This window comes from Sphingomonas sp. jy18, assembly GCF_056931895.1.
Window position 1 is genome coordinate 884,382 of the sequence record NZ_JBXPBT010000001.1, and the last position, 14,447, is coordinate 898,828.

Below are 14,447 nucleotides of genomic sequence, written 5' to 3' on the forward strand. Positions count from 1 at the left end.
ACAGACAATGTGGGTATTGCTGGGGATCGCCGTGATTGTCGCGGGCTTCATGCTGCGCTTCAACCCGATGCTGGTCATTCTGGCCTCGGCATTGACGACCGGGCTCGCTGCCGGACTGGACCTGCAGGCGGTCATCGAGGCGTTCGGGCGCGCCTTCAACGATGCGCGCTATGTGTCGGTGGTGTGGATCGTGCTGCCGGTGATCGGCTTGCTGGAAGCCCATGGCCTGCAGGACCGCGCCCGCGCGCTGATTGCCGGGATGCGCGGCGCGACCAGCGGCCGGTTGCTGACCGGCTATCTGCTGCTGCGCCAGATCACCGCCGCGCTGGGGCTGACATCGGTCGCAGGCCATGCCCAGACGGTGCGTCCGCTGGTCGCGCCGATGGCCGAGGCCGCAGCGGAGCGCCAGCAGCCCGGCCTCGACGAGCCGGCGCGCGAGGAGGTCAAGGCCATGGCCGCGGCTACCGACAATGTCGGCCTGTTCTTCGGCGAGGACATTTTTCTCGCCATCGGCTCCATCCTGCTGATGAAAGGGCTGATGCAGCAATATGGCATCATCCTCGAACCCTTCGAGCTGTCCGTGTGGGCCATCCCCACGGCCATCGCCGCCTTCCTCATCCACGGGTTTCGCCTGTGGCTGTTCGACCGCCGGCTGGCGCGCAGCACGGGGCGCGACGCATGATCACGCTGCAATGGGTCTATGTCATCGCCGGGCTCGCCTTCATCGCCTACGCATGGATGAACATCCGCGACGCCGGCCACCCGCACCGCTGGGGAAATGCCGCCTTCTGGTCGCTGATGGCGCTGAGCATGCTGGCGGGCGACCGGCTGGGCGATCTCGGCAACGGCCTGCTGGTGATCGGGCTGGCGCTGCTTGCCGGTTTCGGTCTGGTCGGTCGTAGGCCGCCGGAGCAGACTGCCGCCAGCGATGCCCCGGCCGGCACCGCGCGCTTCGGTGCCAGCCTGTTCCTGATCGCGCTGATCATTCCCGCCACCGCGCTGCTCGGCACGCTGCTGTTCAAGTCGATGCCGTCGCTGTTCGATACCGCGCAGGTGACGCTGATCTCGCTGGCGCTGGGGGTGCTGTGCGCGCTCGCCGCCGGCTATGCGCATCTGCGCCCGCGCCTGCTGCAACCGCTCGAAGAGGGGCGCCGGTTGATGGATTCGGTCGGCTGGGCGGCGGTGCTGCCGCAGATGCTCGCCAGCCTCGGCGCCGTGTTCGCGGTGGCAGGCGTGGGCGACGTCGTCGGCGGGCTGGTCCAGCTCGGCATTCCGGAGGGCAGCCGGCTCGGCGCCGTGATCGCCTTCGGCCTCGGCATGGCGCTGTTCACCATGGTGATGGGCAACGCCTTTGCCGCCTTTCCGGTGATGATCGCTGCCATCGGCATGCCGCTGTTGATCCAGGGCTATGGCGGCGACCCGGCGGTGGTCTGTGCGATCGGCATGCTCGCCGGTTTCTGCGGGACCTTGCTGACGCCGATGGCCGCCAACTTCAATCTGGTGCCCGCCGCCCTGCTCGAACTGAAGAACGAGCATGCCGTGATCCACCGGCAGATCGGCACCGCGCTGCCGCTGCTGGGGATAAATATCGCCTTCATCTACCTCTTCGCGTTCGGATAGGCCGATGCATCGACTGACTCCCGCGCTTGCCGAGCGCTTCGCCGGGCTGACCCTGTCGCACCTTGGCCGGGAATATCCCTACAAGATGGACCTCGTGCTCGATGGCCCCGAGGACGCGCTGCCGCCGATCGCGCATCATCCGGTGTTCCATGGCAGCTTCGACTGGCACAGCTGCGTGCACGGCTGGTGGCAGGTGCTGCGGCTGTTGCGCCATTTCCCCGACATGCCGTCCGCACCGGCCATTATCGCGCGCGCCGACGCCATGCTGGTGCCCGACACGCTGGCCGGAGAACGGCGCTTTCTCGATCGGCCCACCGCCGCAGGGTTTGAGCGGCCTTATGGCTGGGCGTGGCTGCTGGCGCTGCATGCGGAAGCCGCGCGGCACGAGGCCGGCTGGGCGGCCGCGCTGGAACCGCTTGCCGAGGCCTTTGCCGCGCGCTTCCATGCCTTTCTGCCACGACTGACCTATCCGCTGCGGGTCGGCACCCATTTCAACATCGCCTTCGCCCTGCTGCATGCCCGAAGCTGGGCCCTGCCAAGGGATCCGGCGCTCGTCGCGATGATCCATGCCCGTGCGCGCGGCTGGTTCGGCGAGGATCGCGACTGCCAGGCGTGGGAGCCGGGCGGCGACGAATTCCTGTCATCGGCGCTGACCGAGGCGGTGCTGATGAGCCGGGTGCTGCCGCCCGACGAGTTCGCTGGCTGGTTCGACCGCTTCCTGCCGCGCGCATCGGCGGGGCAGCCCGCCAGCCTGTTTACCCCTGCCATCGTCTCGGACCCGAGCGACGGCAAGATCGCCCACCTCGACGGACTCAACCTTAGCCGCGCCTGGTGCTGGCGCGCCATCGCCGCCGCGCTGGGTGAAGCGCACCCCGCCACGGCACCTGCCCGCGCCGCCGCCGACACCCATCTTGACGCCAGCCTCGGCGCAGTATCCGGCCACTATATGGGCGAACACTGGCTCGCCAGCTTCGCCCTGCTCGCCCTGGACCCGGAGCCCTGCGTCTAGTGACTGCCCCGAAGAGATTGCGGCACGCTCCGCCGCTTGTGCGCACGCGGATCCGCTGGTAGGGGCGCCAGCAGTGCCGCTTTAGCTCAGTCGGTAGAGCATCGCATTCGTAATGCGGGGGTCACAGGTTCGAGTCCTGTAAGCGCACCATTTACCGATCCCGCGCGCAGTTGACGTTGCCCCCGGTGGTGCGCCACTGCGTTGACATGCGCGCGCCTTCGCACCTCTTTGTAACCGACGCCGGCCAGCGGATTGCTGCGGATGTTGCGGGTGGCGGGCCGGTGCTCTTGTTCGTGCATGGCTTTCCCGAGTTGCGGCAATCGTGGAACCGGCTGTCTGCCGCTGCAGTCGGGGCGGGGTATCGTACCTGTGCCATCGATGTGCGCGGCTATGGGGACAGCGACCGGCCGGAGGCGATCGAGGCCTATCGCATGGAGGCGATGGTGGGCGATCTGGTCGCGGTGGCGCGGCAGCTGTCGCCCAATGCGCCGGTCACCCTGATCGGGCATGATTGGGGGGCGGCGATCGTCTGGAATGCGGCGATGGCCCGGCCCGATGTGTTCGGCGCGGTAGCGGCGCTCTCGATTCCGTGGGCGGGCCGGGCGAAGATGCCGTACGACCAGCTGTTCACCCAGCGTTTCACCGCGCGGAACCGCTTTTTCTACCAAGCCTATTTCCAGGAGCCAGGCGTTGCCGAGCGCGCGCTGGAGGCGGATCCGGCGCGGTTCCTGCGCGCTTTCTACCATTGCATTTCGGGGGACGCGGCGCCGGGCGACTGGCCCAACGACAAGCCGGCCTCGGCAGCGCTGATGGACGGGCTGCGCTTTCCCGAAGCGCCGCCGGCGTGGCTGGAGCCGGGCTATTTCGAACTTGCCGTCGAGACATTCGCGCGGACAGGATTTGCCGGCGCGCTCAACCGCTATCGCAACCATGGCCGCGATTTTGCGTGGGCGCAGCAATTCGACCCGGTGATCCCTATGCCCGCGCTGTTCATCGGCGGCTCCAGCGATCCGGCCTTTCTGCTTGGCGCGGCCGACCCCCTGCCGCTGATGCAGGCGCATGTGCCTGTGCTGGAAAGCCATATGCTGCCCGGCTGCGGCCATTGGATCCAGGCCGAGCGCGCTGCCGAGGTCGAACGCCTGCTCATCGACTGGCTGGGGCGCACACTGCCCCGCTGACCAGTGCCCGGCGCTCAGGCCGCCTGCTTGACCAGCAGGCGCGGACGCCGCACCCGAAGATCGGACAGCGGCAGCCAGTCGGCATCGTCCGGCCGGCGAACCTGCCAGAAGCGCCAGCCATTGGTGACGCCGCCGGTGATGGCAATCGCCGCCTGCGACGGGCTGGTGCGGGTCTGGCCGGTCTCCCGATCGAACCAGCGGCCCTCTATAATTTCTGCAAAATAGGTTTTGCCCTTGAATGTCGCGCGCAACATCGTGCCGTTGGGCAAGGTCACACCCTTGACCGCCAGCTCGCTCGCCCCCTGTCGGACCATCAGCACTTCGCGCGATTGCGCCATGCGATCCGCGATCAGCCGTGCAATCACATTGTCGATGCTGTCGCGCTCATTCTCGAGCAGCGCGGTGAGCCGCTGCCAATTCTGGAAACTGATGTCGATCTGCACAGTCGCCCCCCTGCCGTCGAATCACTGGATATTCTGTATTTATCATAATTTTACCGTGAATCGCCAGCGCAACGAAGAGCGCTTGACGCGCGCCGAATCTCATATAATTATGATATCATGTTTTCAGGGAGGACGTGACAGTGGCGATGCAAGAAGCAACGGTGCTCAACCGCAGCCGGGAGGTGCCGGCGGCGACCGCCAGCGGCTATCTGATGCTGCTGATCTGGCTGGTGCTGCTGGCGGCGGGAATCTGGGCCGCGCTGCAGTTTCCGGGGGACAATGAAACAATAGTGTCGATCGGCGTGCTGATCGTCTCCGCGGTCGTGGGCACGCTGATCCTGTCCGGCTTCTACATGATTAACCCCAACGAGGCCGCCGCCATCCAGCTGTTCGGCAGCTACAAGGGCACCGACCGCAACGAAGGGTTGCGCTGGGTGCTGCCGTGGCTGACGCGGACCAAGATCGCGGTGCGCGCCAACAATGTCATCTCGCAGCAGATCAAGGTTAACGATCTGCGCGGCAACCCCATAGAAATCGCCTGCCAGGTAGTATGGCGCGTCACCGATACCGCGCAGGCGCTGTTCGATGTCGACGACTACAAGGAATTCGTGATGGCGCAGATCGAAGCGGCGGTGCGCTCGATCGGCTCGCGCTTTCCCTATGACGATATCGAGCACAAGGAGATCACGCTGCGCGGCAACCATGACGAAGTGGGCGTCGAACTGCGCAAGGCGCTGATCGAACGGCTCGACGTCGCCGGCATCACGGTCGACGAATGCGGGCTGACCCACCTGGCCTATGCCCCGGAAATCGCCGGCGCGATGCTGCGGCGGCAGCAGGCGGAGGCGGTGATCTCGGCGCGGGCCAAGCTGGTCGAAGGCGCGGTGACGATGGTCGAGATGGCGCTCAACCAGCTCAGCGAGAAGGATGTCGTCCACCTCGATGACGAGCGCAAGGCGGCGATGGTTTCCAACCTGATGGTCGTCCTCTGCTCCGAGCGCGACACCCAGCCGGTAGTCAATACCGGGTCGCTATACCAGTAAGCCGGATGCCACCGCCCGCCAGAAAGCCCTTTCCGCTCCGCCTCGATCCCGCACTGCATGCGGCGATCGAGCGGGCGGCTGCGGGCGACCTGCGCAGCGTCAATGCCGAGATCGAATTCCTGCTGCGCGAGGCGCTGGCGCGGCGCGGGGTGCGCGTCGCCGTCAGCGAGACGCCCAAACGCGGCCGGCCGGCCGCCATGAAGGAAGGGTCAGGATATGAGTAGGAGGGAAAAGCCGTTCGTCGCCTACCGGTCCGGCCGGTGGGCCCTCAGCATATTGCCGCGCACCGCCGCTGGCTGGCGGGCGCTGTTCGTCTGGATGATGACTCTGGCACCGGTGACCGGCGCGTTCGTGTGGTTCGCCTCCGCTGAACCGAAGGGGCCGACGCTTTGGCTCGGGGTCGTCGCCTACTTGGCTGTCTTGGCCGGATGGAGCGTCTGCATGGTGCGCTGGGTGCTGGCGCGTTCGGAAATAGTCGATCTGGAGGATCTGCAGGCCGTCAGGCGAGAACGGGACAAGGCGAGACGGCGGCGCTGACCCTAGCCAACAAAGCCTGACAGCAAGCTGGCGAGATTGGCGCCCAGCGCATCGACCGCATAGCCGCCTTCCATCACAATAAGCACCGGCAATCCGAGCGCGGCGATATCCTGGGCGATGACGGCATAATCCGCCGTCTCCAGCGCGAAGTGGGAGATCGGATCGTCGACGAAGGTGTCGGCGCCGAAGCTGAGCACCATCAGGTCGGGATCGATCCCGCGAATTGCCGCGAGCCCTGTCGCCAGTGCGGCACGATAGGGCCCAAGCGCAGTGCCGTGCGGTAGCGGCAGGTTGAGCGTGGCGCCCTGCCCTGCGGCAGCCCCGCGCTCGTCGGCATGCCCCCAGTAAAAGGGATAGTCGCGCACCGGATCGGCATGGAGCGAGACGAACAGCGGGTTCGCACTTTCGTAGAAGATATCCTGCGTGCCGTTGCCATGATGATAATCGATGTCGAGGATGGCGACCCGCCGCCCGGCATCGATTGCGGCCTGCGCGGCGATGGCGGCATTGTTGAGGTAGCAATAGCCGCCGAAATAGTCACGCCCCGCATGGTGGCCAGGCGGACGGCACAGGGCCAGACTGTGCGGTGCGCTGCCGTCCAGCAGCACGTCGAGCGCCGACAGCGCGACCTGCGCGTTGGCGTAGACGGCCGGCCAGGTACCCTCTGCAATCGGTGTGCCCATGTCATAAGCGTAGCGGCCGATCCGTGCGTCAATCCGCTCGAGCGGCAGATCGCGGCGGTGGCGGACCGGGAAGACATAGGGGAAGGCATCGCCCTCCCGCCCGGCGGCGCGCCAGTCGGCATGGGCGCCTTGCAGGAAATCGACATATGCTACGTCATGCACCGCCAAAATCGGGGCCAAACCATGGTCGGTCGGCGCCGTGACCGGACCGACCGCCGCGAGCAACGCCTCGACCCGCGCCGGCGTGTCGGCGCTCGGCACGAAGGCGCCATTGTGCAGCTCGAGTGCAGGCGCGTGGGCCGACTGGACGGGATCGAAATAGGCGGGGATCATTGTCGCCTTGTAGCGGGGCAACCGATACAACCGCAACCGACCCGCTTTGGCGGGCTCAGCACTGGGCCACGGATGCGCTCCGCCAACTGCTTATGCGGTTGCCGCTGAGTCAGATCACCGTTAGACTCGGGCGTAACCATGCAAAGCCGTCGCATCTTGCGAGCCACCCTTTGTGCCGTCGGAGCGATCAGTCTGGCTTGGCCTCTCGGTGGCATTGGCCAAGAGCTGGTAGCGGCTAGCGTCACCACTGGCGACCAAGACCAAAGCGACGCTTTTCATCCGCAGGGACGGGATCGCTACTTTCCCCTCGAACCCGGAGCCGACGGGGATTTTCTTGAAAGTTGGTACGGTAATCAGCTGGCGGCGATGCGCGAGCCGGTGCTGCAAAAGATGCAACCAACCGACAGACGCGACACCTATGTCATGCGCGTCCTGTTTCTACCGAGCTTCCATCCTGCCTATTCCGTTCGCATCGATGCGCGGAACACGCGCCCAATTGTGCGGATGACCACTCTGACCGGTGCGGGCGGATATGAGCCCGGTCGCGTTGCGACAACTCGCAGCCAAACGATCCGCCGCGACCTTGCCAATACCATCGCCGCACTGAACCGGGCCGCAGCGATTGATTCCCAACAGGTGCACGCTCGCGGTGGCTTCCAAGACGAGAATGGTGACTTGGTCGTTTGCGCGGATGGAATGCACGTGGTGGTCGAACTGGTTGATGAAAACGGCTATCACCTCTTCGCGCGCCACGAATGCGCGCTATCCGGACGTTTACGTGACGCCATTATCGCCGCTGCGACAATTGCTGCCCCGCTTCCTGAGCATATCCGTCGCTATCTTTGAGTGTGCAGGGCTGAGGACGGTTGCCCGTGATTCGCATCGTCGCTAGAGCCTGTCGGCAACCATGAGTGCCGCCAGCCCAGTTTTGATCGCCCCGTCCATCCTGTCTGCCGACTTCGCGCGGCTGGGGGAGGAGGTGCGGGCAATCGACGCGGCGGGGGCCGACTGGATCCATGTCGATGTCATGGACGGGCATTTCGTGCCCAACATCACGATCGGGCCGGCTGTGGTGAAAGCGTTGCGCCCGCACAGCAGCAAGCCGTTCGACGTGCATCTGATGATTTCCCCGGTCGACCCCTATCTGGAGGCGTTCGCCGAGGCCGGTGCCGACATCATCAGCTTCCACCCCGAGGCCGGGCCGCACGCGCACCGCACCGTGCAGTCGATCAAGGCGCTGGGGAAAAAGGCCGGCGTCGTGCTCAATCCGGCAACCCCGGCGAAGATGCTCGACTATCTGATAGACGAGGTCGATCTGGTGCTGGTGATGAGCGTCAATCCCGGCTTCGGCGGGCAGAGCTTCATCACCAGCCAGCTGCGCAAGATCGAGGCGATCGCCAAGATGATCGGCAAGAGCGGGCGCGATATCCGGCTGGAGGTCGACGGCGGGGTCGATGCGGTGACCGCGCCGCAGGTCATCGCCGCCGGGGCCGACGTGCTGGTGGCGGGATCGGCCAGTTTCCGGGGCGGGCCCGGCTGCTACGCCGCCAACATTGCGGCCCTGCGCCAGGGATGATGCATGAGGGCGACATCGTGCCGCCCGCGCGCGGCTCCGCGATCAAGGCATCGCTGCCGGCCGAGGCGCACGCTGTCCGCGACATCGAACCGCTCGCCGCCGACAGCCATGACACGATCGAGACCGGGCGCCGCCTGATCCGCCTGTCCGACGATCGCGGCGCCAGCCTGGCCGACCGCATTGCTGCCCGCTTCTACCGCCTGAGCTGGCGGACGCCGCTGCACGCACTGCGGCTGCGCGGCCGGTTTCCGCTCAAGCTGCTCGGTGTTCCCGAAGATCCGGTGCCCGGCGATCCGATGGCGGGCAAGGCGCTGCGGGCGGGGCATTTCCTGTTTCGTGGCCTGAAGCTGCCGACCGCGCGGCTCGACTTTGCCCGGCTCGATCTGCCCGAGGCTTTCGCCGACTATATCCACAGCTTTGCCTGGCTCCGTGACCTGGCATCGGCGGGGTCGCGCAACGATGTCGGCCCGATTGCCGAGGGGCTGCAGCGCCGCTGGCTCGACGCGCATGACGAGACCATCGCCGAACCGGCGTGGCGGCCGGACAATGCCGGGTGGCGCCTGCTGTTCTGGCTGGCCTATGCCCCGGCACTGCTCGCCAGCGATGACATCGTCCACCGCTCGCGCACGCTCAATTCGATTGCGCGGACGGCACGCCACCTCGATCGCACCGCAGCTTCCGCCAAGGCGGGGGTGCCGCAACTGGTCGCCTGGTCGGCGATCGTTGCGGCTGGTCTCGCGCTGCCCGGCGGCGAGCCGCGCCGCGCCTTCGGCGAGGCCGGGCTGCGCAAGGCGCTGCTCGGCTGTTTCTACGCCGATGGCGGCACCATCAGCCGCTCGCCGCTGGCGCAGGCCGATGCGATAGCGGTGCTCTCCATGCTGAACCGCGTCTACGCGCTGCGTCGCATGGATCCGCCGGCATGGATCGGAGAGACGCTCGCCCTGGCCGTCCCGGCGCTGACGGCGCTGGCACATGGCGATGGCGGGCTCGGCAACTGGCAGGGGGCCGGGGCGATGACGCCCGACCGGGTGGCCGCGATCGTCGCCGCCAGCGGCATCCGCGCCCGCCCACTGCGCGCGGCGCGCGACTGGGGCTATCAGCGGCTCACCGCCGGCCGGGCGCTGCTGGTGGTGGATGCCGCACCGCCGCCGGTGGCCCGCGCCACCGACGCCGGCTGCGCCTCCACGCTTGCCTTCGAATTTTCCGACGGGCCGCAGCGGCTGATCGTCAACTGCGGCGGCGCCGCGCTCGCCGGCGCGCTGGTGCCGGCCGAGCTGGCGCGGGGCCTGCGCACCACCGCTGCCCATTCGACGCTGACCCTGGCCGACCAGAATTCGACCGCCATTCTCGCGGACGGAACGCTGGGCAAGGGCGTTACCGAGGTCGAGATCGACCGGCGCGAAGCCGATGGCGGATCCCGCATCGAGCTGACCCATGACGGCTATGTCCGTCGCCACGGCTTCATCCACCAGCGGCTGCTGATCCTGGCATCGCACGGCCGCGAATTGCGCGGCGAGGATGTGCTGCTGCCGCGCGGACGGCGGCGGCGCGCCGGCGATCTGCCCTTTGCCATCCGCTTCCACCTGGGGCCGGACGTCGATCCCAGCATGACCGCAGACGGGCAGGCCGTGTTGCTGCGACTGGCGGGCGGGGTCCACTGGCAGCTGCGCTGCGCCGGGGCGTCGGTGGCCATCGAGGACAGCCTGTGGGTCGATGGCGATGGCCGCCCGGCCCCCTGTTACCAGATAGAGCTAAGCGGCGTGGTGCCCGCCGGCGGCGCCAGCATCGGCTGGCAGTTGCGCCAGATCGGCTGAACCACCCGATATGTGAAGGATCGTTTGTGACCGACGTCATCCCCATCCGCCGTGCGCTGCTGTCTGTCTCCGACAAGACCGGCATCGTCGATCTGGCGCGCGCGCTTGCCGCGCATGGCGCGGAGCTGGTTTCGACCGGTGGCACCGCCAAGGCACTGCGCGAGGCGGGGCTCGCTGTCCGCGACGTTTCCGACCTGACCGGCTTTCCCGAAATGATGGACGGGCGGGTCAAGACGCTGCACCCGCTGGTCCATGGCGGCATCTTGGCGGTACGCAAGGATGCGGACCATGTCGCGGCGATGGACGCGCACGGCATCGGCGCGATCGATCTGGTGGTGGTCAATCTCTATCCGTTCGCCGCAACGGTGGCGCGTGGCGCAGCGCGTGACGAGATCATCGAGAATATCGACATCGGCGGCCCGGCCATGGTGCGGTCCGCCGCCAAGAACCACGCCGATGTCGCAATCGTCACCGATCCGGCGGACTATGCCGCGATCATCGAAAGCGGCACGACCGAACTTGCTTTCCGCAAAATCCTCGCCGCCAAGGCGTTCGCGCATACCGCGACCTATGACAGCATGATCGCCAGCTGGTTCGGCTTCGCCGATCAGCAACAGCTTTTCCCCGCCACGCTGCCGCTGGTCGCCGAGGCACCCACCGTGCTGCGCTATGGCGAGAATCCGCATCAGCAAGCGGCCTTCTACCGCCCTGCCGGGCCGCATGGACGGGGCATCGGCCAGGCCGAACAGGTGCAGGGCAAGGAATTGTCCTACAATAATCTCAACGACGCCGACGCCGCGCTGGAGCTGGTCGCCGAATTCCGTGACAGCGGCCCGGCCTGCGTCATCGTCAAACATGCCAATCCCTGCGGCGTCGCCACCGGCGCAACGCTGGCGGACGCGTACAAGGCAGCGTTCGAATGCGACCATGTCTCGGCGTTCGGCGGCATCATCGCCCTGAACGGCCCGATCGATGGCGCGACCGCGGAGGCGATCACCGGCATCTTCACCGAAGTCGTCGTCGCCCCCGATGCCGATGCCGATGCGCGCGCGGTGTTCGCGAAAAAGAAGAACCTGCGGCTGCTGCTGACCGGCACCCTGCCCGATCCCGCGCGCGGCGGGCTATCGATGAAGAATATCCTCGGCGGCTGGCTGGTGCAGAGCCGTGACAATGGGCGGGTGCAGCGCGGCGACCTCAAGCTGGTGACCAGACGCGCACCGACCGAGCAGGAGGTCAGCGACGCGCTCTTCGCCTGGACGGTCGCCAAGCACGTCAAATCCAACGCCATCGTCTATGCCAAGAATGGCGCAACCGCAGGCATCGGCGCAGGCCAGATGAACCGGCGCGACAGCGCCCGCATCGCCGCCGCCAAGGCAGTGGAGGCGGCGCAGGAATTTGGCTGGACGGCGCCGCGCACCCAGGGTTCCTCGGTCGCCAGCGACGCTTTCTTTCCCTTCGCCGACGGCCTGCTGGCCGCGGTAGAGGCTGGCGCGACCTGCGTCATCCAGCCCGGCGGATCGATGCGCGATGACGAGGTGATCGCCGCAGCGGACGAGGCAGGCCTGGCGATGCTGTTCACCGGCATGCGCCATTTCCGGCATTGAGGAGACGGCCGCCGGGATGTGGAGCCTCTGGGTCATCCCGCTGCTCACCGGCCTGTTCGCCGCGGGGATCGCCGCGGCGATCACCACGGCCATCATCATCCGCCCCCGGACCATAGCCGCGCGGATAGGGCTCGCGATCGCACCGTTTGGATGTGTGGCACTGCCGCTGCTGGCGCTCGCGGCGCTGATCGGCATTTCGGCGCTACTGCAGAAAAGCGATGCCGCGCTGTTCGAAGAGCTGTTCGGTTTCCGCCCGGAGATGGGCGAGGACGCCATGCTGTCCGACGATTTCGGAACATGGTCGGACCGGGCGATCTACATGCGTACCGAGCCGAGCGCGCATGACCGGCAACGCATGATCGACGTGATGCACGGGCCAGCTGAGATTACGTCCGCGCAATTTGCGGCCTATGGCGAGAGCCGCCAGTTCAGTTGGTGGCACACACAGTGCGAAGTGCCGCGCATTCTTGAAGCCGACGGCTATCGTGGCTGGAAGATGCTGCGCATCCTCGACTGTCGAGAGCGCCGCCAACTCTACATCGTCGCGCTGCGCCCGTAACTCTTCGTTTCAGGCGTCATTCCTACCAGCCTGTTAACCATTCCTTAGAAGCCTTCGTTCATTCCGTCTCCCGAGCGTATTGACGCAAGGGAGCCAGACCAATGCAGACTTCACCGACCAGCGCCGACGTCGCCATCATCGGCGCCGGGCCAGCGGGGCTGACCGCCGCCTATCTGCTGACCAAGGCGGGCTACAAGGTCACCGTCATCGAGAAGGACGAGCGCTATGTCGGCGGCATCAGCCGCACGGTGGAGCATGAGGGCTTTCGCTTCGATATCGGCGGGCATCGCTTCTTTTCGAAATCCAAGGAAGTGGTCGACCTGTGGAACGAGATTCTGCCGGACGATTTCATCCAGCGCCCGCGGATGAGCCGCATCTATTACGAGGGCAAATTCTATTCCTACCCGCTGCGGGCGTTCGAGGCGCTGTTCAACCTCGGTATCTGGCGCTCGACCATGTGCATGGCAAGCTACGGCTGGGCCAAGCTGTTCCCGCGCCGGACCATCCGCAGCTTCGAGGATTGGACCGCCAACCAGTTCGGCTGGAAGCTCTATTCGATCTTTTTCAAGACCTATACCGAGAAGGTATGGGGCATGCCCTGCGACGAAATGAGCGCGGACTGGGCGGCACAGCGCATCAAGGGGCTGAGCCTCGGTGCGGCGGTGCTCGACGGGCTCAAGCGCAGCCTGGGCCTCAACAAGAAGCCCAATGACGGCATGGAAACCAAGACGCTGCTCGAAACCTTCCGCTACCCGCGGCAGGGGCCGGGGATGATGTGGGAAGCCGCGCGCGATCATGTGGTCGCCAGCGGCAACCATGTGCTGATGGGCCATGCCTTCAAGCAGTTGACGCAGGACCAGGGCACCGGCCGCTGGAAGATGCAGGCGACCAAGGCCGACGGCAGCACCGTCACCATCGATGCCGCGCATGTCATCAGCAGCGCGCCGATGCGCGAGCTTGCCGCCCGCATCCACCCGCTGCCCGCGAGCTTCGGCGAAGCCGGCGCGCTGCGCTATCGCGACTTCCTGACCGTCGCGCTGATGATCCGCTCCGAAGACCTGTTCCCGGACAACTGGATCTACATCCACGACAGCAAGGTGAAGGTCGGCCGGGTCCAGAATTTCCGCAGCTGGTCGCCCGAGATGGTGCCCGATCCTGCGCTGGCCTGCGTCGGGCTGGAATATTTCTGCTTCGAAGGCGACGGCCTGTGGTCGTCGAGCGACGAGGAGCTGATCGCGCTTGCCACTAGGGAACTGGCCCAGCTCGGCCTGACCCGTGCCGAGGATGTGGTGGGCGGCGCCGTGGTGCGCCAGGAAAAGGCCTATCCGGTCTATGACGACGATTATGCGGCCAATGTCGAGGCGATGCGCGCCGAGCTGGAAGCCCGCTACCCCACGCTGCACATGGTCGGCCGCAACGGCATGCACCGCTACAACAACCAGGATCATGCGATGATGACCGCGATGCTGACGGTGCGCAACATCGTCGCCGGCGAACGCGTCTACGACATCTGGGGCGTCAACGAAGACGCCGAATATCATGAGAGCGGCAGCGAGGGCGAACAGGCCGCGCTGGCCTCTGTCCGCGACGTCCCCACCCGCGTGGCGAAAGCCGCCTGATGATCGAGCGGCTGTCCGGGCTGGTGCGTGCCACGCTGCGTGGCGACATCCGGTGGCTGCGCTATGTCGGCGCCAGCGTGCTGGCGCTGGCCACCGACGCCGGATTGTTCCTGTTGCTGCTGGCCGGCGGCATGCTGCCGGTCACCGCCTCGGCGACCGGCTACATGATGGGGATATTGGTTCACTGGATGGTATCGAGCCGGCTGGTGTTCGCAGACGGCGCGGCGGCGCGCGGATCGGGCGAACGCACCCGCCAGAAGGCGCTGTTCGTCGGCTCGGCGCTGGTCGGCCTGGCGATCACCACCGCCATCGTCGGCGGCGGCAGCGCGGCCGGGCTCGACCCGCGCCTGTCCAAGCTGGTGGCGATCTTCGTCAGCTTCCAGGCGACCTACATGCTGCGTCGCCACATCGTGTTCCGCGCCTGAACCC

General features: G+C 66.6%; 16 protein-coding genes and 1 tRNA gene. 15 read left to right on the forward strand and 2 right to left on the reverse strand.

The window, feature by feature from the left end; all coding sequences use genetic code 11:
- Positions 1-7 precede the first annotated feature (7 nt).
- The 5 genes from AC0QC4_RS04340 to AC0QC4_RS04360 all read left to right on the forward strand — a co-directional run bounded on the left by AC0QC4_RS04340 (position 8) and on the right by AC0QC4_RS04360 (position 3,807).
- Positions 8-682, forward strand: a complete 675-nt coding sequence (locus AC0QC4_RS04340; protein WP_483658482.1) for a DUF969 domain-containing protein — start codon at positions 8-10, stop codon at positions 680-682.
- Positions 679-1,620, forward strand: a complete 942-nt coding sequence (locus AC0QC4_RS04345; RefSeq protein ID WP_483658483.1) for a DUF979 domain-containing protein — start codon at positions 679-681, stop codon at positions 1,618-1,620. The genes AC0QC4_RS04340 and AC0QC4_RS04345 overlap by 4 nt, the downstream gene beginning before the upstream one ends.
- A gap of 4 nt (positions 1,621-1,624) precedes the next feature.
- Positions 1,625-2,629, forward strand: a complete 1,005-nt coding sequence (locus AC0QC4_RS04350) for a DUF2891 domain-containing protein (RefSeq protein WP_483658484.1) — start codon at positions 1,625-1,627, stop codon at positions 2,627-2,629.
- A 75-nt stretch (positions 2,630-2,704) separates the two neighbouring features.
- Positions 2,705-2,779, forward strand: a tRNA-Thr gene (locus AC0QC4_RS04355).
- A 56-nt stretch (positions 2,780-2,835) separates the two neighbouring features.
- Positions 2,836-3,807 (forward strand): alpha/beta fold hydrolase, encoded by a 972-nt coding sequence (locus AC0QC4_RS04360; RefSeq protein ID WP_483658485.1) that lies wholly within the window; start codon positions 2,836-2,838, stop codon positions 3,805-3,807.
- Between the two features lie 14 nt (positions 3,808-3,821).
- Here the strand turns inward: AC0QC4_RS04360 and AC0QC4_RS04365 are convergent, their stop codons facing one another.
- A complete protein-coding gene (locus AC0QC4_RS04365) occupies positions 3,822-4,250 on the reverse strand; it encodes a hypothetical protein (protein WP_483658486.1) in 429 nt (142 codons plus the stop codon).
- A gap of 146 nt (positions 4,251-4,396) precedes the next feature.
- On the opposite strand from AC0QC4_RS04365, the gene AC0QC4_RS04370 reads away from it, so the two are divergent.
- The 3 genes from AC0QC4_RS04370 to AC0QC4_RS04380 are packed head-to-tail and all read left to right on the forward strand — an operon-like array spanning position 4,397 to position 5,830.
- Complete coding sequence (locus tag AC0QC4_RS04370) at positions 4,397-5,293, forward strand: SPFH domain-containing protein (RefSeq protein WP_483658649.1); 897 nt, start codon at positions 4,397-4,399, stop codon at positions 5,291-5,293.
- A gap of 5 nt (positions 5,294-5,298) precedes the next feature.
- Positions 5,299-5,517 carry a type II toxin-antitoxin system antitoxin gene (locus AC0QC4_RS04375; protein WP_483658487.1) on the forward strand — a complete coding sequence of 73 codons (219 nt, stop codon included), beginning with the start codon at positions 5,299-5,301 and terminating at the stop codon, positions 5,515-5,517.
- The gene (locus AC0QC4_RS04380) at positions 5,510-5,830 is read left to right on the forward strand and encodes a hypothetical protein (RefSeq protein WP_483658488.1); all 321 of its coding nucleotides are present in this window, start codon (positions 5,510-5,512) and stop codon (positions 5,828-5,830) included. The genes AC0QC4_RS04375 and AC0QC4_RS04380 overlap by 8 nt, the downstream gene beginning before the upstream one ends.
- A 2-nt stretch (positions 5,831-5,832) precedes the next feature.
- On the opposite strand, the gene AC0QC4_RS04385 is transcribed toward AC0QC4_RS04380, so the two are convergent.
- Positions 5,833-6,843 carry a histone deacetylase family protein gene (locus AC0QC4_RS04385; protein ID WP_483658650.1) on the reverse strand — a complete coding sequence of 337 codons (1,011 nt, stop codon included), beginning with the start codon at positions 6,841-6,843 and terminating at the stop codon, positions 5,833-5,835.
- A gap of 141 nt (positions 6,844-6,984) precedes the next feature.
- Between AC0QC4_RS04385 and AC0QC4_RS04390 the strand changes: the two genes are divergently transcribed.
- The 7 genes from AC0QC4_RS04390 to AC0QC4_RS04420 all read left to right on the forward strand — a co-directional run bounded on the left by AC0QC4_RS04390 (position 6,985) and on the right by AC0QC4_RS04420 (position 14,443).
- Positions 6,985-7,692, forward strand: coding sequence for a hypothetical protein (locus AC0QC4_RS04390; protein WP_483658489.1), 708 nt, complete (start codon positions 6,985-6,987; stop codon positions 7,690-7,692).
- A gap of 61 nt (positions 7,693-7,753) precedes the next feature.
- On the forward strand, positions 7,754-8,422 hold the full coding sequence (rpe, locus tag AC0QC4_RS04395) for a ribulose-phosphate 3-epimerase (RefSeq protein ID WP_483658490.1): 669 nt from the start codon (positions 7,754-7,756) through the stop codon (positions 8,420-8,422).
- Positions 8,419-10,236: a heparinase II/III family protein gene (locus tag AC0QC4_RS04400; RefSeq protein WP_483658491.1), complete on the forward strand. Its 1,818-nt coding sequence runs from the start codon at positions 8,419-8,421 to the stop codon at positions 10,234-10,236. Before rpe ends, AC0QC4_RS04400 begins: the two co-directional genes overlap by 4 nt.
- Positions 10,237-10,262: 26 nt before the next feature.
- Entirely contained in the window at positions 10,263-11,840 is a 1,578-nt protein-coding gene (gene purH, locus AC0QC4_RS04405) for a bifunctional phosphoribosylaminoimidazolecarboxamide formyltransferase/IMP cyclohydrolase (RefSeq protein ID WP_483658492.1), read from the forward strand.
- A gap of 16 nt (positions 11,841-11,856) precedes the next feature.
- Positions 11,857-12,399 carry a hypothetical protein gene (locus AC0QC4_RS04410; RefSeq protein WP_483658493.1) on the forward strand — a complete coding sequence of 181 codons (543 nt, stop codon included), beginning with the start codon at positions 11,857-11,859 and terminating at the stop codon, positions 12,397-12,399.
- Positions 12,400-12,500: 101 nt separating this feature from the next.
- Positions 12,501-14,018, forward strand: coding sequence for an NAD(P)/FAD-dependent oxidoreductase (locus AC0QC4_RS04415; protein WP_483658494.1), 1,518 nt, complete (start codon positions 12,501-12,503; stop codon positions 14,016-14,018).
- Positions 14,018-14,443, forward strand: coding sequence for a GtrA family protein (locus tag AC0QC4_RS04420; protein WP_483658495.1), 426 nt, complete (start codon positions 14,018-14,020; stop codon positions 14,441-14,443). Before AC0QC4_RS04415 ends, AC0QC4_RS04420 begins: the two co-directional genes overlap by 1 nt.
- Positions 14,444-14,447: the final 4 nt, after the last annotated feature.